The organism is Halorubrum pallidum, assembly GCF_055380345.1.
This window is the reverse complement of record NZ_AP043945.1, coordinates 2,262,322-2,286,815: the sequence shown is the minus strand read 5'-3', so window position 1 is coordinate 2,286,815 and position 24,494 is coordinate 2,262,322. Positions and strand designations below refer to the sequence as shown.

Sequence of the window (24,494 nt, the reverse complement as noted above, 5' to 3'; positions counted from 1 at the left end):
GGAGCCGTTCAGCAGCTGGTCGGGCCGCAGGTCAGCTCAATCTCGTCGTTCTCGAAGCCCTCCTTCGCGTCTTGGATGTTCTGGGTCAGCACGTCGGGCAGTTCACCCTCGAACGCCTGTCCCACGACGAAGTCGATACTCCCCTGCTCGACGGAGAGGTTCTGCTCGCCGACGTACTCGGAGAAGTTGCCGTTGACGACCGCCTCGGAGACGGTGTAGGTCGCCTCGTTGAGCGCCTTGATCGCCGATCCGAGGATGACGTCTTGGTACTGCTCTTCGGTCACCGACTGGTCCACGTCGACGCCAAGCGCGAAGCGGCCCGCCTCCTGGGCCGCCGAGAAGACGCCGCCGCCCGCCGCGGACGCGGCGTGCCAGACGATGTCGGCCCCGTCGTCGATCTGGGACGCGGCCACGTCGTTAGTCGCGCCCGTGTCGGAGAAGCTCCCGCCGTAGCCGGTGAGGACCTCGATGCTGTCGTCGACCCACTCGACGCCCTCAATGTACGACTGCTCGAACGCGTTGATCAGCGGGATGTCCTCGCCGCCGACGAAGCCGACCGTCGACCCGTCGGGGTCGGTCGAGCTACCCTCGTACTCGAACTCCTGCTGAGTCATCACGCCCGCGGCGACGCCCGCGAGGAACGACATCTCGTTGTTCATCTCGATCCACCCGGAGACGTTGTCGGCCCCCTCGACGACGTTGTTGATGAGCATCCAGTTCTGATCCGGATACTCCTCGGCGTTCGTCGTCAGCGGGTCGGTGTGGTTGTCACCGACGCAGATGATGAGGTCGTAGCCGCTCTCGGCCACGTCGGCCTGTACCGACTCGTACTGGGCCTCCTCGGTCTCCTCGACGGTCGTGTACTCGAGGTCGAACTCCTCGGACGCCTCCTCGAGCCCCTGAACCGCGTTGTCGTTGAACGCGTTGTCGTCGAACCCGGCGGGACTCGAGATGATCGCGACCTCCGTAGTCGAGTCGCCCGATCCCCCATCGCCGCCGTCGCTTCCGTCGCCTCCGTCGCCACTGAGACAGCCGGCGAGGAGCGTTGCCGTTGCGAGCGTGCCACCGGATGCGAGAATCGTCCGCCGGGAGATATCCGCTGACCCGCCGGTTTCGGCCTGTCTATCTGTCATGGATGTATCTGGACATTCCTCAGCCACACATTATAAACTTATTTGTGATCGAGTTCTTTCTTTGCAGATCTGTGCTCACAACCGGACGAATGTGGATGAAGTCGTTCATCACACATTCACTTTGACCGTTCCCCAGATCGGAACGTCCGCGGTCGTCGAAGGGAGCGCCATCGAGATCGGTCGGAACCGGTCCCGGGCGTCGACGAACGCCGACGAACAAAGCTTTACCGCGTCGCCCGCCTAGCTCCGGCAAATGGTACTCGACGACCTCGGAAGCTCCCTGCGGGGCAGCCTCGACAAGCTCCAGGGGAAACGCCGGCTCGAAGAGAGCGACGTCGAGGAGATCGTCAAGGAGATCCAGCGGTCGCTCCTCTCGGCCGACGTCGACGTCTCCCTCGTGATGGAGCTGTCCGACTCGATCAAGGCTCGCGCGCTCGACGAGGAGCCGCCGGGCGGCACCACCGCGAAGGACCACGTCCTCAAGATCGTCTACGAGGAGATGGTCGAGCTGGTGGGCGACTCCACCGATCTCCCCCTCGAAAACCAGACCATCTTACTCGCTGGCCTGCAGGGTTCCGGGAAGACCACGTCCGCCGCCAAGATGGCGTGGTGGTTCTCGAAGAAGGGGCTTCGCCCCGCGGTCATCCAGACCGACACCTTCCGGCCGGGCGCGTACGACCAGGCCAAACAGATGTGCGAGCGCGCCGAGGTCGACTTCTACGGCGACCCCGACGCGGACGATCCCGTCGAAATCGCGCGGACGGGACTCGCGGAGACCGAAGACGCCGACGTGCACATCGTGGACACGGCCGGGCGGCACGCGCTCGAAGACGACCTCATCGAGGAGATCGAGGAGATCGACAGCGTCGTCGACCCCGACCGCTCTCTGCTCGTGTTGGACGCCGCGATCGGACAGGGTGCCAAAGAACAGGCCCGCCAGTTCGAGGAGTCGATCGGTATCGAGGGCGTGATGATCACCAAACTCGACGGGACGGCCAAGGGCGGCGGCGCGCTCACCGCTGTCAACGAGACCGACTCCTCCATCGCCTTCCTCGGGACCGGCGAGACGGTCCAAGACATCGAGCGGTTCGAGCCCTCCGGGTTCATCTCGCGGCTGCTCGGCATGGGGGATCTCAAGCAGCTCTCCGAGCGCGTCGAGCGCGCGATGCAGGAGGCCACGGAGGAGGACGACGACTGGGACCCCGAGGACATGCTCCAGGGCGAGTTCACCCTGAAGGACATGAAAAAGCAGATGGACGCGATGAACCGGATGGGGCCGCTCGATCAGGTGATGGACATGATCCCCGGCATGGGCGGCGGGATGATGGACCAGCTTCCCGACGACGCGATGGACGTGACCCAAGACCGGATGCGGCGGTTCGAGCGCATCATGGACTCGATGACGGAAACGGAGCTGGAGAACCCCCGCGTCGTCGGCCAGTCGCGCGTCGAGCGGATCGCTCGCGGCTCCGGCACCGACGAGGAAACGGTCCAACAGCTGCTCGAACAGCACTCGATGATGGAGGAGACGATCGGTCAGTTCCAGGGGATGGGCGAGGGCGACATGCAGCGCATGATGAAGAAGATGGGCGGCGAGGGCGGCGGCCTCGGCGACATGATGGGCGGCGGTAAGGGGCCCTTCTAGGCGGTCGCCGACCCGTCGCCTTTCACGCGACGGGCGTCACAGCGACACGTCCGTCTCGATGTCCTCCGTCGCCTCTTCGAGCCCGTCCTCGCGGGCGTCGGCGGCGTGTGACCCCTCGATCTCGGCGTCGGTGAGGAGGTCGCGGAACTCGTCGCGGAACCGGTCGTTCGCGCGCGTGGAGGTCAGATCGACGCGCGCGACGCGGGCGTACTTCGCGACGGCGTCGGGGTCGGCGTCGAGCGCGTCCGCGCACTCGGCGATGGAAGTCCCCGCCGCAGTGAGCCGCTTCAGCTCCTCGTACGCGAACGCGTCCCCGTCGACCTCGCGGTCGCGTTCGCAGACGAGGTGGAGGTCGAGACGGGCGTCTCGAGAGGTCTCGGGATCGATCCGGTCGTCTCCGCCGTCGGCGTCTCCCGTCTCCTCACCTCGTTCGAGTCGAGTCGCGATCGCCGCGTCGTCCGACTCCTCGAAGCGAGCGCGCGCGATCCGCGCGTAGGTCGCGTCGTCGAGGTCGGTCGAGAAGCCGTACCGATCGCGCATCGCCGCGACCAGTTCGCGGACGCGCTCGTCGACCGCCGCCGCGTCGCGGTCGGTGAGCGTCCCGCGCGCGGCCGTCTGCCGCTCGGTGACGGTCTCCCCGCCCGTCGTCTCGACGAAGATGTCGCGGAGGTCAGCGGTCTTCTCGTCCATGGGCGAGAGACAACGCGCTCGCGGCAGATAAGCCTCGCGTCCACGCGCGTCGGTCCGGGGTGGGACTCGCGCCTCCTGTACCGCCCGTCAACCAGTATATTCAAGTTGGTTTACGAGCGTGTCACGGCCATGGCAACCAGCACGGAGTCCGTCGACCTCGTCGGCGACGAGGCCGCGACGAACCTCGCGCGGGCGGCGCTGTTCGCCGCGCTCGTCGGCGCGTTCGCGTACGTCACGTTCCCGAATCCCGTCTCGCCGGTTTCGGTGACCCTGCAGGTGCTCGGCGTGTTCCTCGCCGGGATATACCTCGGTCCGGTGTGGGGTGCGGCGTCGCTCGTCTTCTACCTCGCGGCCGGGGCGCTCGGCGCGCCCGTGTTCCAAGGCGGCTCCGCCGGCGTCGGTCAGCTGGTCGGACAATCCGCGGGCTACCTCTGGTCGTACCCGCTCGCCGCGGCGGTCGTGGGCGCGGTCGTCCACCGCGGCGTCGAACTCCGCGACCTCGACGCGGTCGGCCTCCCCACCCTCGTCGGCGCGATGGTCGCCGGCACCGCCGTCATCTACGCGCTCGGCGTCGCGGGGCTCGCGCTCGTGCTCTCTCTGGCCCCGATCGAGGCGGTGACGGTCGGCGCGGCCGCGTTCCTCCCCGCGGAGGCGCTCAAGATCGCCGCCGCGATCGGGATCGTCAGGTCCGACGCGGTCGCGGCCGCGTGATCGACGTCGACGCCGTCACCTGCCGGTACGGCGGGGGTCGAGGGCGAGACGACGCCGTCGGTGACCGCTCCGGCGTCGTCGCCGTCGACGACGTCTCCCTGCGGATAGCCGACGGCGAGTCCCTCGTCGTCGCGGGCGCGAACGGCTCCGGCAAGACGACGCTCGTCCGGACGTTCAACGGGCTCGTCGAGCCGGACGCAGGGACGGTCGCGGTCAACGGGACCCCGGTCGACGCGGACCTCGTCGCGGCTCGGACCGCTGTCGGGATGGTGTTTCAGGAACCCCGCGACCAGCTGGTCGCGTCGACGGTCGGGGCGGACGTGGCGTTCGGGCCGGAGAACCTCGGTCGGGCGCACGACGAGATCGACTGTCGGGTCACGGACGCGCTCGCGGCCGTGAACATGACCGGTCGCGAGTCCGACCGGATCGACGCGCTCTCGGGGGGCGAGCGCGAGCGCGTCGCCATCGCGGGCGCGCTCGCGATGGAACCCGATCACCTCGTCTTAGACGAGCCGTTCACCGGGCTCGACGAACCGGCTCGTCGGTCGGTCCTCGACCGGCTCCGGGCGCTCGACGCGGGGGGGACGAGCGTGATCGTCGTCACCCACGATCTCCGCGACGTGCTCGGCCTCGCCGACCGCGTGATCGGACTCGCCGACGGGCGGGTCACAGTCGACGGTCCGCCCGACGAGGCGCTCGCTGACCTTCCCGGCCTCGGGGTTCGGGTGCCGCAGCCGGGAGGCGCGCGCGGAGAGGTCGACCGCGGCCGCGACGAGACCGGCGGGCCATGACCCTCGCGTACGCTCCCGACGACACCGCGTTCCACCGGCTCGACCCGCGCACGAAGCTGTGCTTTCAGGTCTGTTTCGCGGCGGCCGCGTACGCGTACACCACGCCGCGCGGGCTCGCGGTCCTCACGCTTCTCGGCGGGGGGTCGCTGTGGCTGGCCGGCGGCGGCCTCCGCGACCTCTGGAGCTACCGCGCGGCGTTCCCGGTGCTCGCGGTCGCCCCCGTCGTCGCCGGCGTGACGATCGGGTCGCCGTGGGTCCGACCGGAGCGCGCGGCCGACACGGCGCTCGCGAGCTACCGGGTGCTCCTGATCCTCGTCGTCGCCGCCGGCTACGTCCGATCGACACCGGTCCGGGAGTCGCGCGCGGCGGTCCAGCGCGCGGTGCCCGGCCGTCTCGGCCAATTCCTCGGTGCCGGCGTCGCGCTCGTGTTCCGCTTTCTGCCGCTGCTCCGGCGGGACCTAATGGCGGCGCGCGAGGCGGTCCGCGCGCGGGTTGGGGCCGAGCGCGCGGTGACCGACCGGATGCGGATCGTCGCGACGGCCGGTATCGGGCGGGCATTCGGGCGGGCCGACCGGCTGGGAACCGCGCTGACCGCGCGGTGTTTCGCGTGGAACCCGACGCTCCCGCGGCTCGCGTTCGGCCGGATCGACGGTCCGGTGCTGGCCGCGAGCGCGGTTCTGCTGGCGGCGACGATCTGGCGGGTCGTGTGACACCGGAGCGGACTCGCCGCCGCCCGCCGATCGCGTTGCGCCCCGGCGACGCGACAAGCTTTAACCCCGCTCGATCCGGGTGATCGATCATGATACCGCTGCAGGCGGCCACCCGCGAGACCTTCTGGACGATCGGTCCCGTGGGGAAGGCGGCGTTCTACTGGCTCGCCGCGGTCGCGGTTCTCGTCTTCTCGTACGGCGTCTACGCCCGGTTCGCGGCGTACGCGCGCGGGAGCGCGGACCCGCGAAACCGCCTGTCTGCCCTCCCGTCGCGAACGCTCGCGGCGACGACGGCGGTGCTCTCGAACGAGAACCAGTTCGATCGGGACCCGTACGCCGGCGTGATGCACGCGTTCGTGCTGTGGGGATTCCTCGTCCTGTTGGTGGCGACGACGGTCCTCGGCTTCGACATCGACGTGTACCGACCGCTCGCAGGCGAGTCGTTCTGGGTCGGTGAGTTCTATTTAGTCTACCAGTTCGCGGTCGACGCGTTCGGCCTGCTGTTCGTCGTCGGCGTCGCCATGGCGATGGCCCGTCGGTACCGCGAGCGCGACGGGCGGCTGTGGGGCAAACACACCTCGATGGAGGACGACGCGTTCGTCTGGGTCCTGCTCCTTCTCGGCGTCGGCGGGTTCGTCCTCGAAGCGCTCGGCATCGCGGGACAGCCGCTGCGAGCCGACGAGACGGTGAGCTTCGTCGGAATGGCACTCGCGACCCTCTTCGAGTCGGCGGGGCTGACGCCCGCCGGCGCGGAGGCGCTCTACGGCGTCGCTTGGTGGAGCCACTCGCTGCTGGCGTTCGCGTTCGTCGCGTGGATCCCCTACGCGAAGCCCTTCCACATGATCTCCTCGTTCGCGAACGTCGTCGCACGCGACGAGAAGGCCGGCGCGCGCCTCCCGAACGTCCCCGCCGACCTCGAACACACCAACGCCGAGTCGGTCGGCGATTTCACGTGGAAGGAACTGCTCGACGGCGACGCCTGCACCAAGTGCGGACGGTGTACCGACGCCTGCCCCGCCGACACGGTGGGTCGGCCGCTCGACCCCCGCGACGTGATCTTGGATCTGAAGGCGTACCGCGAGTCGGTGACCGACGATCCGGTGGCCGGACGCGGAGATCGGACGGCGACTGACGGCGGCACCGTCCCCATCGTCGCCGACGAGGGCGGCGTGATCGCCGCCGAGTCGATGGAGTCGTGCATGTCGTGTCTGGCGTGCATGGACGCCTGTCCGGTGGACATCGAACACCTCACCTCCTTCACCCGGATGAACCGACAGCTCGTCGACGAGGGCTCCGTCGATCCGAACGTTCAGAGCGTCTTTCGAGACGTGATGCGGACGGGCAACACCTTCGGCGAGCCGCAGGCCGAGCGCGGCGACTGGACCGACGACCTCGACGACGTCGCGGTGCCCGACGCCCGCGAGGAGGCGGTGGAGTACCTCTGGTACGTCGGCGACTACCCGAGCTTCGACGACCGGAACGAGCGGGTTGCCCGCGCGCTCGCCCGACTCTTCGACGAGGCCGACGTCTCGTTCGGCATCCTCTTCGACGACGAGAAGACCGACGGCAACGACGTCCGCCGGATCGGCGAGGAGTTCCTCTACCTCGAACTCGCGGGCCATCACGTCGAGACGTTCGCCGACTGCGAGTTCGACTCGATCGTCTGTACGGACCCGCACTCGTACAACACGATGAAAAACGAGTATCCCGAGGTCGACTTCGCCGAGTTCGCCGACGACCCGATGATGCCGTTCGACCGCGAGGCACCGTGGAATCCGGAGAGAGAAATCGACGTGTTCCACTGGACGCAGGTGGTCGAGAAGCTGGTCGAGGCGGGGCGGCTCGGTCTCTCCGGCGACGAGCTGGAGTACACCGTCACCTACCACGACCCCTGTCACCTCGGGCGGTACAACGACGAGTACGAGGCTCCCCGCGAGCTGATCCGGGCGACCGGCGCCGACCTCCACGAGATGCCGCGCTCGCGCGCGGACTCGTTCTGCTGTGGCGGCGGCGGGGGCGGGCTGTGGACCGAACACGACGAGGACGTGAAGCCGAGCGAGGAGCGGCTCCGCGAGGCGGTCGAGGACACCGACGCCGGCAACGCGATCGAGACGTTCGTCGTCGCCTGTCCGATGTGTACGACGATGTTCGAGGACGGCCGGAAGACCGGCGGTTTCGAGGATGACGTTGAGATCGTCGACGTCGCGGAGCTGCTGATCGAGGCGGTGGAGGCGGGTTCGTAGCGGTCGGGACCCGCTCTTGTCCGGCCGTCGACGCTACACGCGCCGCGACCGCGCGTCCGTCGCGTCGTCGGTGCGCCGCAACAGCGCGCGTCCGGGGGCGCGGTCGCGGACCGGGGCGTCGCCGAGGTAGTCGACGAGCGCGTCGCGAAGCAGGGCGACGTCCTCGTCGTCGAGCGCCGCGCCCCGTTCTATCGACTCGATCGGACGGTGGTACGGCCTGTCGTCGTCGGCGGCGGTGGCAGTCGCGGCGTCAACCAGCGCGGCGTGGGCCACCCACGCCTCCTCCCGGGAAGTCGTCGGCGGCGGCGGCCCGTCGGTCGTGGGAGGGGTCATTCGTCCGGCTTCTCCCGGTATGGGGACTTAAAACCACGTCTCGGTTCGCAGTCGCCGCCGACGCCGCGGCGCCCGACGGCGCCGCCGCCCGTCCCTGCCAACCGCGGTTCGAGTTGATATATAGTTCTATATATTGTATATATCGGAACATTGCTGTACCGGGCCGTACGAATCTCCCAGTAACCCTCATAGCATACTACTTAACCGAAACTCGTCCATCCTCAGGTGATGGCTTCAAGCCACGACGCGGACACAACGGGAATCACGCGGCGGAAATCGCTCGCGGCGATCGCAGGTGCCGGGGCGCTCGGGCTCGCGGGCTGTACCCAGAGCTCCGACGGCGGGGACGACTCCGACGGCGGGGACGGTTCCCTGTCAGGCTCGATCAACATCGCTGGTTCGAGTACGGTGTTCCCGCTGATGAGCGCGGTCATGGAGGACTTCGCCGAGCAGCACCCGGGCGTCGACCCCGACATCAGCTCGACGGGGTCCGGCGGCGGGTTCTCGAACTTCTTCTGTACGGGCGACACCGACTTCAACAACGCGAGCCGCCCGATCCAGCCGGAAGAGGAGGAGCTGTGCGCGGACAACGGCGTCGAGTACATCGAACTCATCGCGGCGACCGACGCGCTCACCGTCGTCGTCAACCCCGAGGCCGACTGGATCGACTCGCTCACGACCGAGGAACTCGCGCAGATATGGCAGTCCGACCCCGCCCAGACGTGGGACGAGGTCCGCGACGAGTTCCCGAACGAAGAGATCGACCGGTTCGGCGCCGCCGACACCTCCGGCACGTACGACTACTTCATCGAGGCGATCCTCGGCGAGGACGGCCACACCAGCGATTACCAGGCGACCGAGCAGGACAACACCATCGCGCAGGGCGTTGCCGGCAGCGAGTACGCGATCGGCTACTTCGGCTTCGCGTACTACTTCCAGAACCCCGACCAGCTGAAGGCGCTTGGGATCGACTCCGGCGACGGCCCGGTCGAACCGAGCCTCGAAACGGCGTCTTCGGGCGAGTACACCCCGCTGTCTCGGCCGCTGTTCACGTACCCGTCGATCGAGTCGCTGGGCGAGGAACACATCGCGGAGTTTGCCCGGTACTTCGTCGAGCAGACGACAAACGAGGACCTCGTCGCCGGCGACGTCGGCTACGTGCCCGCCACCGAGGAGACGCAAGAAGAGCAGATGCAGAAGCTCGAAGATGCGATCGAGCAGGCCCAAGGGTAGATCCTCCGGAATGAACCGGTGTATTGATTTACGACAGCGTTCGATACCTCACCGTTCGTGACTGACAGCACAGAGAGTCCCGACCTGTCCCGGCGGGGCGGGCTCACACGACTGAAGGAGGGAACATACGGCGGCCTGTTCGCGGCGTGCGCGGCGATCACCCTGCTCACGACGGCCGCGATCTTCGTCACGCTCCTGTCGGACGCGGTGGTGTTCTTCCGCTCGATCCCGATAACCGAGTTCCTCACTGGCACCAACTGGAGCCCGAACCCGGCCGGCGGCGGGCAAGCGTTCGGTATCATCCCGCTGTTGATCGGTACGCTCACCGTGACGATCACGGCGGCGCTCATCTCGATCCCGATAGGGACGCTCACCGCCATCTATCTCAGCGAGTACGCGACGCCGAATGCCCGGTCGATCCTGAAACCGCTCTTGGAGATCCTCGCCGGCATCCCGACGGTCGTGTACGGGTACTTCGCGCTCGTGTACATCACCCCGGCGCTGAAGGCGACCCTGTTCCCGGAGATGAGCACGTTCAACGCGCTGTCGGCGTCGATCATGGTCGGAATCATGACGATACCGATGGTGTCGTCGATCTCCGAGGACGCGATGAGCGCGGTGCCGGACGAGCTCCGGCAGGCCGGCTACGGGCTCGGCGCAACCAAGTTCGAGGTGTCGACCGGGATCGTCGTCCCGGCGTCGATCTCCGGGATCGCCTCCTCGTACATCCTCGCCGTCTCCCGCGCTATCGGCGAGACGATGATCGTCGTCGTCGCGATGGGCGCGCAGGCGCGGATGCCGGAGGTCCAGCAGGCGATCCTCGGCATCCCGTTCGTCAACCCCGCCGACGTCCTCTTCGAGTCGGGCATGACGATCACCGTCGCGATGGTGCAGATCACCGGCGGCGACCTCACCGGCGGGACGCTCCCGTACAACTCGATGTTCGCGCTCGGCCTCGCGCTGTTCGCGGTGACGCTCGTTATGAACGTGATTAGTGACATTATCGCGGAACGCTACCGGGAGGAGTACTGATGGCGACCGACAACGCCAACGCGGACGGCTTCGGCGAGGTCAGCCGAGTCCGTGGGATCATCTTTGAGTACCTCTCGTTCGGTGCGAGCGTGTTCGGCCTCGTCGCGCTCGGCGTGCTGCTAGTGTACGTCGCGATCGACGCCTTCGACCTGGCGAACGCCAGCCCCGAGTGGCTGTTGACCTACTTCCTCACGCTTGTCGTCCCGTTCCTCGCGTTCTGCCTGTACAGCGCGAGCGACCCCGAGGTCACCCGGCGAGCGCTCGGCGCGCTCGGCGGCGGGCTCGTCGCCGTCGCCGCACTGTTCACCGCGATCGAAACGTTCGTCGCGCCGATACCGCGTCTCAACTGGCAGCTCGCGTACCTCTTCGTCGTCGCCGCTCCCGTCACGGCGTACCTCGCGTACGTCGGGAGCGCCGGTCGCGTCGGCGCGGTCGGCTTCGGGCTCCTCGGGCGGCTCGTCGGCGGGGTCGCCATCGGCCTCGCGGTCGGCACGCTGTTCCTGGTGTTCGATCCGCTGCTGTGGTTCCTCGCGTACACGATCGGTGTCCTCCCCGCCGCGGGGCTGTACGTGTTCGGACGGCGTCGGGCGTCGTCCCGGGCGCAGACGGCGGCGGCCCCGGCCGGCCTTGTCGGACTGGTCGCCGCGGTGTTTCTCCGCAACGTGGTCACGACGTACCCGTCGGACCTCATCATCTACCTCTGGACGATCGCAGTCCCGGTCTCGGCCGCCGGGGCGCTTCTCGTCGCCGACCGCAGCGGGCGAACTGCCGGAGCCCTCGTCGGGGGACTTCCGCTCGCCGTCGCGACCGCGGGGGGATTCCTGGCTGCGGGAGCCGGGCTGCCGGCTCCCACCGTCCTCCTCGTGCTCGTTTTGACCGGCGTGCCGACCGCAGCGTACGTCTCCCGCGTGGTCGACGTCGGCGAGGGCGTCGTCGGACTCGCGCTCCCGTTCCTCATCGCCGCGGGCGTGATAGTCGGGGCGCTGATCGTCGAGGCGTGGGGCGTCCCGGCACCCGATCCGTGGCTCGACGCGTCGTTCCTCACCGAAGCGCCCTCTCGAACCCCGTCGGAAGCCGGACTCTACCCGGCCATCGTCGGGTCCGTGATCATCATCGCGATGGTCGCGGTGCTGTCGTTCGCGCTCGGCGTCGGCACGTCGGTCTTCTTGGAGGAGTACACGCCGGAGACCGGTCCTCTCGGCACGCTGACTCGGATCCTTCAGGTAAACGTCGCGAACCTCGCGGCGGTCCCGTCGGTCGTCTACGGCCTCCTCGGCTTGGGGCTGTTCGCGAACCTCCTCGGGCTCGGGATCGGGACGGCGGTGACCGCGGCGCTGACGCTGTCGCTTCTAATCTTGCCGATCACGATCATCTCCGCGCAGGAGGCGATCCGGTCGGTACCGGACGACCTCCGGCGGGGCTCCGACGCCATGGGCGCGACGCGCTGGCAGACGACGAAGAACGTCGTGCTTCCCGAGGCGATGCCGGGCGTCCTCACCGGGACGATCCTCGCGCTCGGCCGCGCCATCGGCGAGACGGCGCCGCTGATCATGATCGGCGCCGCGACGACGGTGTTCAGAGCGCCGGACAGCCTGTTCAGTCGGTTCGGCGCCATGCCGATGCAGATCTACACGTGGGCCGGCTTCCCGCAGGCCGACTTCCGGTACGGCGTGGTCGCCGCAGGCGTTATCACGCTGCTTATCATCCTCGTCGGCATGAACGGGACGGCCATTCTACTGCGGAACCGCGCGGAACGGGGGAGCTAACATGAGTAACACGACAACAGACGACTCACTGATCACGACGGAGGTACAGGCGGACTCGAACGACGACCGCGCGGCGCCCGCCGCCGGAACCGCGGTGGCGGCCCGAGACCTGAACGTCTTCTACGGCGACGAACAGGCCATCGACGACGTGACGATAGAGATTCCCGAAAAGCGTGTGACCGCGCTGATCGGTCCCTCCGGCTGCGGCAAGTCGACGTTCCTCCGGTGTATCAACCGGATGAACGACATGATCGAGATCTGCCGCGTCGAGGGCGACGTGGAGTTCGGCGGGAAGAACGTATACGGTCCCAACGTGGACCCGGTCGCCTTACGCCGCAAGATCGGGATGGTGTTCCAGAAGCCGAACCCGTTCCCGAAGTCGATCCGCGACAACGTCGCGTACGGCCTGAAGATCCAGGGATACGACGGCGACGTCGACGAGCGCGTCGAGGAATCGCTGAAGGGGGCCGCGCTGTGGGACGAGGTGAAAGACCAACTCGACTCCTCCGGACTCGAACTGTCCGGCGGCCAGCAACAGCGGCTCTGTATCGCTCGCGCGCTCGCGCCGGATCCGGAGGTCATCCTGATGGACGAGCCGACCTCGGCGCTCGACCCCGTCGCGGCCTCGAAGATCGAGGACCTCATCGACGACTTGGCAGAGGAGTACACCGTGATCATCGTCACCCACAACATGCAGCAGGCGGCCCGGATATCCGATAGGACCGCGGTGTTCCTCACCGGCGGTCGGCTCGTCGAGTACGACGACACGACGAAGATATTCGAGGACCCCGAGGAACAGCGCGTCGAGGACTACATCACCGGCAAGTTCGGATAGACGCCCCGCGAGAGCTACCAAGGGCGGCTTGACGACGCGATGAGTCGGACGCCCGCGCCGACGAAGCGTCTCTTCTGTCTCTCCCTGACGACCCGACGGGACGGTCGAGCGGACCGTCCTTCGCCTCGACACCTCCGGAAGCCCTAATCGACTCCGGGCCCAGTGGCGAGACGTGACTGTACTGCAGGAACTCATCGGAGACCAGTCGCTCGCCGTCTGGATCGCGCTGGGCGTGATCGGGTTCCTGCTAACGTGGAAGGGAGCGAACGTCGTCGAGTCGACGACCTCGAAGATCAGCGATCACTTCGGCGTCTCGCAGGCCGTCCAAGGGGGACTCATCGTCGCGGCCGCGACGTCGTTCCCCGAACTCGCGATCATCATTATCTCGGTGCTCGTCCTCGGCGACTTCGGCGTCGGCGCCGGGGCGCTCATCGGGACGGCGGTGTTCAACATTCTCGTCATCCCGGCCGCCGTCGCGGTCACGAGCGGCGACACGACGACGACGCAGGGGATCGTCTACCGCGACGCCATCTTCTACATGGTCGCCGTCCTCGCCCTCTTCGGCGTGATCGCGCTCGGCGTCCTCGGGACCGACGGGCGGGACCTGGCGCGGATCACCCCGCAGATGGGCGTCGGCCTGCTGGTGTTGTACGGCGTGTACGTCATCTTACTCGTCGGGGGGAAAAGCGGCGCGTCGGACCTGAAACGGACCGAATCGACGAACGTCCCGAAGCAGGTCGGACTGTTCGCGGCCGGGCTGGTCGTCGTGCTCGTCGGCGTCGAGTCGATGGTCAGCATGACGGTGCAGATATCGGACGCGCTCGACGCGCCGACGTTCCTCATCTCCGTGACGGTGCTGTCGATTCTGAGTTCGTTTCCCGACCTGCTCGTCGGCGTGAAGATGGGCAAGGCCGGCGACAAGCGGGCGGCGATCGCGAACGTCTTCGGGACGAACACGTTCAACCTCGTCGCGGCGCTGCCGATCGGGGTCATCCTCGCCGGCGGCGTCTCGATCGGCTTCCTCACGTCCGTGCCGCTGATGCTGTTCCTGTTTTACACCACCCTCGTCGTTGTGGTACTCGCCGCGACGGACTTCGAGATCACAATCGAGGAGGGGTACGCCCTCCTCGCGATGTACCTCCTCTTTATCGTCTGGATGACGACCGAGGCGCTCGGGATCACCACGTTCCTGACTGAGTCGACGCTCCGGACGATCGTCGGGTGACTGTTCCGCGCGCCACCCCCTGAACCGCTCCAACCTGAACCGTCTCGCGGAGATCGGCTACGGCGTCCGAACGCGAACCTCGATGCCGTCGGCGTCGGTGATCGCGATCCCGTCGTTCCGGTCGTCGACGGCGAACTCGACCTCGCCGTTGGCCGCGACCGCGTCGAGTCGATCTCGAACCGCGGCGAGCGCGGTCGCGTCGGGGACGACCACCTCGAACCAGTCGAGCCCGCGGCCCGACGCGGGGGCCGTCCGCCCGCGCCACGTGTTCGCGCCCACGTGGTGGTGGTACCCGTCGGCCGCGACGAACCGCACGTCCGGGTCCGACTGTCGGACCTCGAAGCCGATCCCGTCGACGTACACGGACTCGAAGGCGGAGAGCGCGGTGACTTCGAGGTGGACGTGCCCCACGTCGGTCCCCGGCGGAACGCGGTCGGCGACGCCGGCAGCCCCATTCCCCGCCGCCGCGGCGACCGCGTCGAGGTCGAGCGGGTCCGTCGTCATCGCCACCGAGCCGTCCGCCGCGGTCGGCCACTCCTCGCGCGGGCGGTCGCGGTAGATCTCGACGCCGTTCCCCTCGGGGTCCGCGAGGTACAGCGCCTCGCTCACGAGGTGGTCCGAGGCGCCGTCCAGCCGCCATCGGTCTCGCACCCGCGCCAGCGCCTCGCCGAGCGCGGCCCGGCTCGGGACGCGGAACGCGGCGTGGAACAGTCCGGCGTCGGTCGGACTCCGGTCCGGACTGTCGGGGTCGTACCGGAGGACGAGCAACGGCGTTCCGTCGACGCCGAGCACGGCCTCGTCGCCGTCGCGATTGAGCACCGCGAGTCCGACCACGTCGCGGTAGAACGCGGTCGTCTCGCCGAGGTCGGCCACGCGAAGCGAGACACGACCGATCCGGGCACCGTTTCGGCGTCTGTCGCTGCCGCTCTCTCTATCGCCGTCGTCCTCGCGATCGCCGTAGCCGCTCCGATCGCCGTCGTCGTCTGGATCCATGCCCGTTGTGAGGACCGCTCGCGCGATCAATGCGTCGATACCCCTCACGGCGCCGACGTCGCTATATCCCGAACTTCCGTTAGAGTCAAACCGGCACGCGACGCAGTGGTGGACATGAGCGTCGAACAGGAGGAGCGGGCCATCCGCTGTCTGGTGGCGAAGGTCGGGCTCGACGGCCACGACCGTGGTGCACACGTGATCGCGCGGGCGTTCCGCGACGCCGGGTTCGAAGTCGTTTACTCCGGGCTCCATCGCGCGCCGGAAGACATCGTACAGGCGGCGGTTCAGGAGGACGTCGACGTGCTCGGCATATCCATTCTCTCGGGCGCGCACAACACCCTCGTCCCGAAGGTGATAGATGGGCTCAAAGAGTACGACGCGTTCGACGACACCCTCGTGTTGGTCGGCGGGATCATCCCCGACGACGACGAGGCGGACCTCAAGGAACTGGGCGTCGCGGAGGTGTTCGGCCCCGGAACACCGATGGAGGAGACGATCGAGTTCATCCGGAGCAACGTCTCGGAGCGAGCGTAGATGGACGGGTCCGCAGCCACCGCGCTCAGTGACGCCGACGCCGATCTCGTCGCCGAACTCCTCTCCGGGAGTCACCGCGCGCTCGCCCGCGTCATCACGCGCATCGAGAACCGCTCGCCGGGCCACCGCGGGATCGTCTCGCGACTCCACGAACACACCGGCGGTGCGGACGTGATCGGGGTCACGGGCTCGCCCGGCGCGGGCAAGTCGACGCTCGTGGACAAGCTCGCGGCCACCTACCGCGACCGCGGCGACACGGTCGGCGTCGTGGCGGTCGACCCCTCTTCGCCGTACACCGGCGGCGCGGTGCTCGGCGATCGGATCCGGATGGGGTCGAACGTCGGCGACATGGACGTGTTCTTCCGATCGATGAGCGCCCGCGGCCAGCTCGGCGGCCTCTCGATGGCGACTGCGGACGCGGTGAAGGCGCTCGACGCCTTCGGCAAGGACGTGGTGATAATCGAGACGGTCGGGGCCGGCCAAAACGAGATCGACGTGGTCCGCACCGCAGACACCGTCGCCGTGCTCGTCCAGCCCGGCTCCGGCGACGACATCCAGACGCTCAAGGCGGGCATCTTGGAGATCGGTGACGTCTTCGTCGTCAACAAAGCCGACATGGACGGGGCGGAACGCACGCTCGCGGAGCTAGAGGAGATGGTTCACAGGCGCGAGAGCCCGACCGCCGGGCTGGACACGGGCCACCACGGGGTCGACGCGCCGGGCCGTTCGGACGCGCCGGGCCGTTCGGACGCGGCGGGTGAGAACGGCGGAGACGACGCCGATGGGGACGACGCCGACGGCGACGACGGAGGGTGGACGCCCGACGTGACCCGGACCGTCGCGAGCACGGGCGAGGGTGTCGACGACCTGATCGCGGCGTTCGACGCCCACGCGCGGCACCTTCGCGAGTCCGGCGAGATCGAGGAGACGAAACGCCTGCGCTACGCCGAGGAGATCCGGACGCTGGTTCGAGCCGACGTGGGCGCGCTCGCCAGTGCGGAGATCGACCGACACGGCGGAGTCGACGCGCTCGCGGAGTCGGTCAGGCGACGCGAGACCGATCCGTACACCGTCGCGGCCGAGATCGTCGCCCCGATCGAAGCGTGCGTGGAGCGCGCGGAACGCGACGCGGACGAGGCCGAGTGAGCCCCCGCGAACCCCGATCCGTCGCTCGGCCACCGGGTATAAGTCGCCCGCGAACCAACAGTTTTCCATGAGACTCAGGAACCTCGCCGGCGGTCTCCTCCTCGGCACCGGTGCGCTCGCCGCGCTCAACACCGGCCTCCGCTACGAGGGCGAACTGGAGTCCCCGCTCGACGGCGACGACGGGACGTTCCGCTGGCGCGGGATGGACGTGGCGTACACCGAGGCCGGCGACCCCGACGACCCGGATCTGGTCCTGCTCCACGGCGTCAACGCCGCGGGCTCGTCGGGCGAGTGGCGCGCGGTGTTCGACGACCTCGCCGCCGACTACCACGTCGTCGCCCCGGACCTCCCCGGGTTCGGGCGATCCGACCGACCGCCGCTGCGCTACTCCGCCGCGCTGTACGAGGATTTCGTCCGTGACTTCCTCGCTGATTTCGCGGACCCCGCCGTCGTCGCCTCGTCGCTGTCGGCGGCGTACGCGGCCGCCGTGATCGACGCGGACGACCCGACCGCCGACGTGTCGATCCGCGGGTTCGTCGGCGTCTGCCCGACGACGGTGGCCGGGCCGAGCCCGCCGAAGTCGTGGCTACGCGAGCTGTTGCGGTCGCCGGTTCTCGGGGACGCCCTGTTCAACCTCATCGTCTCGAAGCCGTCGATCCGGTATTTCAACGCCGACCACGGGTACGACGACCCGACGAGCCCGAGCGAGGAGTGGACCGACTACGAGTGGCGGACGAGCCACGTCGAGAACGCCCGGTTCGCGCCGGCGTCGTTCGTCTCCGGATACCTCAACAGCGACCTCGACCTGGCGGCCGCGTTCGGCGCGATGGAGACGCCGCCGACGATCGTCTGGGGTCGCGAGGCCGAGGTGAGCCCGCTGTCGGACGGCCGCGAACTCGCCGACGCCGCGGACGCTCGCCTCGTCGTCTTCGACCGGGCCAAGCTGCTCCCGCACGTGGAACACCCGGAGCGGTTCGTCGAGACGGTCGAGGAGGCGTTCGTCGCGGGGGCGACGGCGTAGCACTCGTTCCCGCCCGAAACGGGTATCCGCGCGCGTCCGCAAGCCGACACCGATGGAGTGTGACAAGTGCGGGGCGGACGCGATCCACCACGCCGCCTACTCCGGGGCGCATCTCTGTGGCGAGCACCTCCGCCAGTCGGTCGAAAAGCGCGTGAAACGTCGGATCCGCGAGGACGGGCTGCTCGATCCCGACGCCACGCCCGACGACCCTGACCGGTGGGTGATCGGCCTCTCGGGCGGGAAAGACAGCGTCGCGCTCACGCGGATTCTGGACGACGTGTTCGGCCGGGACCCGCGCGTCGAGATGCTCGCGCTGACGATCCACGAGGGGATCGAGGGGTACCGCGACGCCAGCCTCGACGCCTGCGTCGAACTCGCCGCCGACCTCTCGCTGCGTCACGAGGTCGTCTCCTACGAGGAGGAGTTCGATGTGCGGATGGACGACGTCGTCGAGAGCGATCCGGAGAACATGGCCGCCTGCGCGTACTGCGGCGTGTTCCGTCGCGACCTCCTCGAAACCTACGCCGCCGAGTTCGACGCCGACAAACTGCTCACCGGTCACAACCTCGATGACGAGGCCCAGACGGCGATGATGAACTTCCTCGAAGGCGACGTGCGACAGGTGGCGAAACACTTCGACGCCTCGCTCGGGCCGTTCGACGAGCGCGGAGGGACAGCGGAGTTCGTCCCGCGCGCAAAGCCCCTGCGCGACGTGCCCGAAAAGGAGATCGCGCTGTACTGTCACGTCCGTGACCTCCCGACGCACATGGCGGAGTGTCCCCACTCCGAGGAGGCGTACCGCGGCGAGATCCAGTCGACGATCCACGAGTTGGAGGAGAACCACCCCGGTGCGCGCCACTCGATCATGGCTGGCTACGAGGAGCTGTCGGCGCTCGCGGCCGAGACGTACCGCGGAAGCGGGGAGTCGGCCGGCGACGACGAGAGCGACGCGGACGACGGCGTCGCCGACGTCGCGTCTCCCGACCTCTCCGAGTGCGAGCGTTGCGGCTCGAAGACGAGCCGAGACGTGTGCCGGAAGTGTCGGCTGCTGGCGTCCATCAAGGCGGCGACCTGACTCTCTCCCCTCCGTCGCCTAGATCGGTCCGCGCCCCGGTCACGTCCTGCCGTCGACGCGGCCGAGCAGATCGAGTTGGTGCGTGAGGTAGACGAGTTCGGCCACGTCGACCTGCTGACGACGCTCGCGGAGCCACGCGTCGAGGTCGGCCGTCGAGAGGTTCCCTGCCGCGTCAGACCGCGTCCGTTCCGCTTCGGCGAGCACCTCTCCGACCGCGTCCTCGACGGTGTCGAGGATGTGCCGGAGGAAGTACGCCTCGTCGCCGGGGTATCCGTCCCCGCTATCGCCGGGCCGCACGACCCAGTCCGAGCCGCCGACTCCGAGGAGCGTCGAGTCGTCCGCCTCCCGCAGCCGCGCGAGCGCGTCGCCGCCGGCGCGGCTGGTACCCCCCGGCTTCTCGTCCATGTGTCGGTGGTACAGCCGCTCGATCGCTCGATCGTCCGAACGCGCCGGACGGAAGCGCGTCCCGCCGTCGAAGGTGATCGGAAAGTAGTACGTGCCGCCCGGCGCGAGCGCACCGAGCAGCGGACCGAGCCGATCGAGCCCGAACACGTCGAGTAGCGCCATGCCGATCAGCGCGTCCCACTCGCCCGCGGTCGATTCGGCGTACGCCGCGGCGTCGGCGACGACGGGCTCGACTTCGACGGTGCGCGTCGGCGACTCGACGACGAGCGCCTCACCGTTCGCAGACGACCCCGCGTCCGCGGACGGACCGACGTCGGCGACCGACACGTCGGACCGGTCGGCCGCCCACCCGCGGAGGAAGGGACCGAGCCCGTCGAGCGTGTCGCTATCGCGGTCGACGGCGACATATCGGGTCCGTCCCGGCGGGAGCACGTCCCAGTCGAGGAGCCGAGCGACCATCGTTCCGACGCCGGCACCGACCTCCAGCACGCGGAGGGGGTCGGACGCGGTCGCGCTCTCGAACCGCTCCGTTCCCGACGCCCGCTCGGCCAGCCGCTCGCGGAGCAGTCCGACGAGCCGCCGGTCGAGCGCCCGGTCGTCGACGGTGCGTTTCGCTCGGAGGTACCGCCGGAACGACTCCGTCACGTCGCCACCTCCGCGTCTGGCGGGTGCGGCGCGTCCGGAGCCTCACCGTCGGCGACGGCCGCGAGCAGTTGCCTGACCCGCGCCGTCGTCTCCGTCCAGTCGGGGTGGCTCTCGTACCGTCGTCTGGCGGCTCGACTCATCGCCGCGAGCCGGTCCGGGTCGGTCGCGAGCGTCTCCAGCGCCTCTGCGACCGCGGACGGGTCGTCGGGATCGACGAGCACGCCCGTCTCCCCGTCGGTGACGGCGTCTCTCGCACCGCCGGCGCGCGACGCGATCGCCGGCAGGCCGAACGCCATCCCCTCCAAGTAGACGATCCCGAACCCCTCGTACCGAGAGGGGACGGCGAGGGCGTGGCTCTCGCGGAGCGTCGCGGCGAGGTCGTCGTCCGACAGCCGGCCGGCGAACCGTATCCGGTCGGCGAGCCCGCGCCGATCGACGAGCCGCCTCACGTCGAGGACGTGGGACTCCTCGACCGGTCTTCCGACGACGGTGACCTCGACGTCCGCGTCCGCGGCGGCGACGCCCTCGATCAGCGTGTCGAGCCCTTTCCGCGGCGCGAGGTTGCCGACGAACGCGACCCGAAGGGGGTCGGCCGCGCAGTCGCCGAACCGGTCACCTGGAGTCCACGCTCCGTCGGCGACGCTCTCTGCGGTGTCGCCACCCCCGGAGCCGTCGGGCCCCTCGTGTACATGCCCGTCGAACCGATCGCCTGCGGGCGGTGCGACCACCGTGGCGTCGGGGTCGACGCCGAGGTCCGTCACCGCGTCGCGGGTGACGGTGCTGTTGCAGACGACGCCGTCGAGCGTGTCGAGGTACCGCCGTTCGACGGTTCGGTAGAACCGAGAGAGTCGCCGTGGCTCGCTGGCGCGTAGGTGGTGAACGACGCCCACGATCGGGTACGGCAACGCGGGATTGTGTCGCCACAGCGACGGGTGTGCCAACTCGTCTTGGAGCATCACGTCGACGTCGACGCGGAGTCGGTCACGGAACCGAGGAGAGAGCCCGTCGAGCAGTCCGCGGGGATACGACCGCCACGGGAGTTCGATCACCTCGACGGTGTCGCCCGCGCGCCGGAGCCCCTCGACGAGCTTCCGGTCGTAGCGGAACCCCCCCTGACTGCCCGTCGAGGCTCCCGTACAGCGTGAATCCGATCTTCATACGGGCGCGTCGTACGTCGCCGCGGCGTCGGCGTCCTCCCACACGGTCACCGAAAGCTCGCGCACGGTGTCGTCGGTCACGGCGCCGGTCACGCGCTCGAAGACGACGCGAGCGAAGCGCTCGACGCTCGGGTTGTGCCCCTCGAACTCGGGGAGGTCGTTGAGCAGGGCGTCGCGGTAGCGGTCGGCGAGCGCGTCGAGTGCGGCCTCGGCGTCGTCGATGTCGACGAGGTAATCGTGCTCGTTCAACGCCGGGCCGCGGAACGTGAGTTCCACCTCGAAGCGGTGTGAGTGCGGGACGCTCTCCGGCCCGTCGTCGACGACCGTGAGGTAGTGCTGGGCCACGAAGTCCCCCGTGACCGTCGTCGCGTACATGCACCGATCCACGGACGCGACCCACCTAAATCCGGAGGGCGACGGACGGCCCCGATCGGCTCCGCTCACAGGTACCCGAGCGCGCGCAGCCGGTCCCGGTCCGTCTCACCCTCCCCGTGGACTCGCGACACCGGCAGCGGTTCGGGCGGCGAGAGCGTCGGCTCGCGGGTCTCGCGGTCCTCGCCGTCGATCGTCGCCCACGGGACCGAGAGCAGCGCGGGGACGGGGGTGTACATCGGGTGGCCGTACAGCCCCCACTCGCCGAAGCAGTTCCCGTGGTCGGCGGTGATCGCGATCCGCCCGTCGACGTTCGACGCGAGCGATTCGACCTCGCTCAGGACGTGTCGGAGGTTCGCCTCGTAGGCGTCCCACACGCGGTCGGGATCCACCTCACCGCGCCGCAACAGCACCCACGGGTTTCCGTCGTTGCTGTGGTCGCCGGTCCGGGCCAGCCCATCGTCGCCGGCGAGCGGGTCCGGGACGAACGGGTGGTGCGGCTGCATGTAGTGGACGACGAGCCGGTCGGGGTCCCGCTCCCGCGCGAGCGCGATCGCCCGGTCGGTCACGGCCGCGGCCGGCACCGTCCCGAGCCCGTCGTCCCACGCGTACTTCCAGACCTCGTCGAGCGCGGCGAACGCGTCGGCCTCTAGGTACCGTTCCGTCCACGTGTTGCCGGTGACCATCGCCGTCTGCGCCGTCTCCGGGGCTCCCTCGAACGTCTTCTCTAACCACTCCGAGGAGGAACTCGCCACCGACCGGACCGTCTCGACGGGGCCGAGGAAGTTGTAGTCCGGCGCGACCGCCCGGAGCAGGTCGGCCCGGCAGGCGTCGAGCACGACCAGCACGTCCCACTCGCGCTCGAAGACGCTCGTCCCGTAGGGCACTCGCCGCCCCAGCGCCTGCAGCGCGCGGAGGTAGGCGGTGCCGAGTCGGCTCATCCCGGGCTCTCGTTGCACGCCCGTCGTTCGGGTCGCGCCGACAAAACCGCTCCGCCGGGACACCTATGTGACTCGCCCGCTCGATACGATCGTGAACTGTCTGTTCGTGGGTGCGGGCGCGATCGCCGACGAGTACGCCGCCGGGCTGTCGGCAAGCGACCTGACGCTCGCCGGCGTCGTCGATCTCGACGGCGACCGCGCCGCCGCGCTCGCGGCAGCGGTCGGCGAGGACGGCGCGGCCGTCCCCTCGTTCACCGACGTCGACGCGGCGCTCGCGGCGCTCGACGCGCCGCTCGTCGTGAACCTGACGAGCCACGCCGCACACGCGTCGGTGACGCGGACGGCTCTCGCGGCCGACCGCCACGTCTACTCGCAGAAGCCGCTCGCGCTCGACGCGGACGAGGCCGGCGACCTCCTCGCGCTCGCCCGACGGCGCGGGCTCGCGCTCGGTTGTGCCCCGGACACGCCGCGAGCGCCCTCCCAGCGTCGCGCCGGACGGCTGCTCGCCGACGGGAGGCTCGGCCCCGTCCAACTGGGGTACGCCCACGCGCACGTCGGGCGCGTCACCGACTGGCACGACCGCCCCGACTCGTTCCTGGAGATCGGTCCGCTGTACGACGGGGCGGTGTACCCGCTGACGCTTCTCGTCTCGTGGTTCGGACCCGTCGACCGCGTGCGGGTCGCCGACGCGCTCGACGCTTGGCCCGCACGGGAGATGCGCCGCCCGTCGGTACCGAGCCACGTCGAGGCGACGCTGTCGTTCGCGGCGGGCCCGACGGTGCGGCTCACCGCGAGCTTCTACGCGCCGCACCGCGCCCGCGAGTTCTACGGGCTGGAGCTACACGGCGACGACGGCTCGCTGTACCTCCGGGGAACGGGCGCGATGACGACCGACCGCGACGACGTCCGGTTCGGACGCGTCGGCCGCGAGTACGCGAGCGCGCCGCCGCAGTCACCCCCGGAACCGTACGCGTACGTGGACGCAGTCGAGCGGCTCGCCGCGAGCGCCGCGGCCGGATCGCCCTCGCGCGAGACCGGCCGGCGGGGCGCGCACGTCGTCGCCGTCTGCAACGCGATCGAGACCGCCGCCGACGATGGCGGGCCGGTCCCCGTCGACGACTACGGCGCGACCGCGGATCCGCCCGCAGCGCCGGTCGTCTCGCCGCCGCGAGAGGACGGGTCTGCAGGAACGGTCGGCGGCGCGAGCGCCCTGCGACTCCCGCCGATCGCGTCGTCGAGCGCGCTCGGCTGGCCGGACAGCTCGATCGCGAGGTCCGCGTCGTCTGTGCGGTCGGCGACGGTCTCCGGAGTCGCCGTGCGGTCTGCGCCCATCGCGGCCGCGAGTTCCCGCCGGCGCTCGACGGGATCGACGACGACGAGCGACGACAGCGGGAACGACGCGAGCAGTCGAGTGACACACAGTCCGATGACGCCCGCTCCGAAGACGACCGCCCGTTCGCCGAGTAGCGGGGCCGCATCGAGGACGAGGTTCGTCGCCGTCTCGACGGAGGGCAGGAGCGCGCCGACCGCTGGGGCGGTTCCCTCGGGAAGTGCGACCACGTCGTCGGGCGCGGCCACGAACCGCGTCTGGTGCGGGACGAACCCGAACACCGACCGACCGAGCCAGTCGGAATCGACGCGCTCGCCGACCGCGTCGACGACGCCGCTCGCGGCGTAGCCGTATCGGAGCGGATACGAGAACTCCCCGTCGAGCGCGTCGAGCGTCTTGTCGACGGGTACGTCTGCGGGCGTCTGGTCGCGATAGACGAGCAGCTCCGTGCCGGCGCTTATCGCCGACGCGCGCGTGCTGACGCGGAATTCGTCGGCGTCCGGTGACCCGACGTCGATCTCCCGGCGT

At 69.3% G+C, this 24,494-nt stretch carries 23 protein-coding genes; 15 read left to right on the top strand and 8 right to left on the bottom strand.

Features of this window, described 5'->3' with window-relative positions; translation table 11 throughout:
• Positions 1-8 precede the first annotated feature (8 nt).
• Positions 9-1,133 carry a BMP family lipoprotein gene (locus ACZ45C_RS13300; protein WP_460561149.1) on the bottom strand — a complete coding sequence of 375 codons (1,125 nt, stop codon included), beginning with the start codon at positions 1,131-1,133 and terminating at the stop codon, positions 9-11.
• A 253-nt stretch (positions 1,134-1,386) separates the two neighbouring features.
• Here ACZ45C_RS13300 and ACZ45C_RS13295 point away from each other — a divergent pair, with 253 nt between their 5' ends.
• A complete protein-coding gene (locus ACZ45C_RS13295; RefSeq protein ID WP_460561151.1) occupies positions 1,387-2,778 on the top strand; it encodes a signal recognition particle protein Srp54 in 1,392 nt (463 codons plus the stop codon).
• A gap of 36 nt (positions 2,779-2,814) precedes the next feature.
• On the opposite strand, the gene ACZ45C_RS13290 is transcribed toward ACZ45C_RS13295, so the two are convergent.
• On the bottom strand, positions 2,815-3,468 hold the full coding sequence (locus ACZ45C_RS13290; RefSeq protein ID WP_460561153.1) for a hypothetical protein: 654 nt from the start codon (positions 3,466-3,468) through the stop codon (positions 2,815-2,817).
• Between the two features lie 129 nt (positions 3,469-3,597).
• Here ACZ45C_RS13290 and ACZ45C_RS13285 point away from each other — a divergent pair, with 129 nt between their 5' ends.
• The 4 genes from ACZ45C_RS13285 (at position 3,598) to ACZ45C_RS13270 (ending at position 7,923) form a co-directional block, all read left to right on the top strand.
• Entirely contained in the window at positions 3,598-4,179 is a 582-nt protein-coding gene (locus tag ACZ45C_RS13285) for a biotin transporter BioY (RefSeq protein WP_460561155.1), read from the top strand.
• A complete protein-coding gene (locus ACZ45C_RS13280; RefSeq protein ID WP_460561157.1) occupies positions 4,176-4,970 on the top strand; it encodes an energy-coupling factor ABC transporter ATP-binding protein in 795 nt (264 codons plus the stop codon). Before ACZ45C_RS13285 ends, ACZ45C_RS13280 begins: the two co-directional genes overlap by 4 nt.
• Positions 4,967-5,680, top strand: a complete 714-nt coding sequence (locus ACZ45C_RS13275; RefSeq protein ID WP_460561159.1) for an energy-coupling factor transporter transmembrane component T family protein — start codon at positions 4,967-4,969, stop codon at positions 5,678-5,680. The genes ACZ45C_RS13280 and ACZ45C_RS13275 overlap by 4 nt, the downstream gene beginning before the upstream one ends.
• A gap of 89 nt (positions 5,681-5,769) precedes the next feature.
• Positions 5,770-7,923 carry a (Fe-S)-binding protein gene (locus ACZ45C_RS13270; RefSeq protein WP_460561161.1) on the top strand — a complete coding sequence of 718 codons (2,154 nt, stop codon included), beginning with the start codon at positions 5,770-5,772 and terminating at the stop codon, positions 7,921-7,923.
• Positions 7,924-7,956: 33 nt separating this feature from the next.
• Here the strand turns inward: ACZ45C_RS13270 and ACZ45C_RS13265 are convergent, their stop codons facing one another.
• Entirely contained in the window at positions 7,957-8,256 is a 300-nt protein-coding gene (locus tag ACZ45C_RS13265; protein WP_460561163.1) for a DUF7853 family protein, read from the bottom strand.
• Positions 8,257-8,484: 228 nt separating this feature from the next.
• Here ACZ45C_RS13265 and ACZ45C_RS13260 point away from each other — a divergent pair, with 228 nt between their 5' ends.
• The 5 genes from ACZ45C_RS13260 (at position 8,485) to ACZ45C_RS13240 (ending at position 14,347) form a co-directional block, all read left to right on the top strand.
• Positions 8,485-9,489 (top strand): PstS family phosphate ABC transporter substrate-binding protein, encoded by a 1,005-nt coding sequence (locus ACZ45C_RS13260; RefSeq protein WP_460561165.1) that lies wholly within the window; start codon positions 8,485-8,487, stop codon positions 9,487-9,489.
• Between the two features lie 57 nt (positions 9,490-9,546).
• Complete coding sequence (gene pstC, locus ACZ45C_RS13255; RefSeq protein WP_460561167.1) at positions 9,547-10,521, top strand: phosphate ABC transporter permease subunit PstC; 975 nt, start codon at positions 9,547-9,549, stop codon at positions 10,519-10,521.
• Entirely contained in the window at positions 10,521-12,287 is a 1,767-nt protein-coding gene (gene pstA / locus ACZ45C_RS13250) for a phosphate ABC transporter permease PstA (protein WP_460561169.1), read from the top strand. Before pstC ends, pstA begins: the two co-directional genes overlap by 1 nt.
• Before the next feature lies 1 nt (position 12,288).
• Complete coding sequence (pstB, locus tag ACZ45C_RS13245; protein WP_460561171.1) at positions 12,289-13,122, top strand: phosphate ABC transporter ATP-binding protein PstB; 834 nt, start codon at positions 12,289-12,291, stop codon at positions 13,120-13,122.
• 172 nt (positions 13,123-13,294) lie between these two features.
• A complete protein-coding gene (locus ACZ45C_RS13240; protein ID WP_460561173.1) occupies positions 13,295-14,347 on the top strand; it encodes a sodium:calcium antiporter in 1,053 nt (350 codons plus the stop codon).
• 57 nt (positions 14,348-14,404) lie between these two features.
• Here ACZ45C_RS13240 and ACZ45C_RS13235 read toward each other — a convergent pair whose 3' ends face one another.
• A complete protein-coding gene (locus ACZ45C_RS13235) occupies positions 14,405-15,340 on the bottom strand; it encodes a VOC family protein (protein WP_460561175.1) in 936 nt (311 codons plus the stop codon).
• A gap of 114 nt (positions 15,341-15,454) precedes the next feature.
• Here ACZ45C_RS13235 and ACZ45C_RS13230 point away from each other — a divergent pair, with 114 nt between their 5' ends.
• The 4 genes from ACZ45C_RS13230 to ncsA all read left to right on the top strand — a co-directional run bounded on the left by ACZ45C_RS13230 (position 15,455) and on the right by ncsA (position 19,116).
• Positions 15,455-15,874: a cobalamin B12-binding domain-containing protein gene (locus tag ACZ45C_RS13230; protein ID WP_460561177.1), complete on the top strand. Its 420-nt coding sequence runs from the start codon at positions 15,455-15,457 to the stop codon at positions 15,872-15,874.
• The gene (gene meaB, locus ACZ45C_RS13225; protein ID WP_460561179.1) at positions 15,875-17,020 is read left to right on the top strand and encodes a methylmalonyl Co-A mutase-associated GTPase MeaB; all 1,146 of its coding nucleotides are present in this window, start codon (positions 15,875-15,877) and stop codon (positions 17,018-17,020) included.
• 67 nt (positions 17,021-17,087) lie between these two features.
• Complete coding sequence (locus tag ACZ45C_RS13220; RefSeq protein ID WP_460561181.1) at positions 17,088-18,041, top strand: alpha/beta fold hydrolase; 954 nt, start codon at positions 17,088-17,090, stop codon at positions 18,039-18,041.
• 52 nt (positions 18,042-18,093) lie between these two features.
• Positions 18,094-19,116, top strand: a complete 1,023-nt coding sequence (gene ncsA, locus ACZ45C_RS13215; RefSeq protein ID WP_460561183.1) for a tRNA 2-thiolation protein NcsA — start codon at positions 18,094-18,096, stop codon at positions 19,114-19,116.
• A gap of 39 nt (positions 19,117-19,155) precedes the next feature.
• Here ncsA and ACZ45C_RS13210 read toward each other — a convergent pair whose 3' ends face one another.
• From ACZ45C_RS13210 to ACZ45C_RS13195, 4 genes are all read right to left on the bottom strand, one after another.
• Positions 19,156-20,166 (bottom strand): hypothetical protein, encoded by a 1,011-nt coding sequence (locus ACZ45C_RS13210; RefSeq protein ID WP_460561185.1) that lies wholly within the window; start codon positions 20,164-20,166, stop codon positions 19,156-19,158.
• Complete coding sequence (locus ACZ45C_RS13205; protein ID WP_460561187.1) at positions 20,163-21,215, bottom strand: glycosyltransferase family 4 protein; 1,053 nt, start codon at positions 21,213-21,215, stop codon at positions 20,163-20,165. The genes ACZ45C_RS13210 and ACZ45C_RS13205 overlap by 4 nt, the downstream gene beginning before the upstream one ends.
• A 105-nt stretch (positions 21,216-21,320) precedes the next feature.
• Positions 21,321-21,698, bottom strand: coding sequence for a 6-pyruvoyl trahydropterin synthase family protein (locus tag ACZ45C_RS13200; protein ID WP_460561189.1), 378 nt, complete (start codon positions 21,696-21,698; stop codon positions 21,321-21,323).
• Between the two features lie 65 nt (positions 21,699-21,763).
• Positions 21,764-22,636 (bottom strand): alkaline phosphatase family protein, encoded by an 873-nt coding sequence (locus ACZ45C_RS13195; protein WP_460561327.1) that lies wholly within the window; start codon positions 22,634-22,636, stop codon positions 21,764-21,766.
• A 91-nt stretch (positions 22,637-22,727) separates the two neighbouring features.
• On the opposite strand from ACZ45C_RS13195, the gene ACZ45C_RS13190 reads away from it, so the two are divergent.
• Complete coding sequence (locus ACZ45C_RS13190) at positions 22,728-24,314, top strand: Gfo/Idh/MocA family protein (RefSeq protein ID WP_460561191.1); 1,587 nt, start codon at positions 22,728-22,730, stop codon at positions 24,312-24,314.
• Positions 24,315-24,494: the final 180 nt, after the last annotated feature.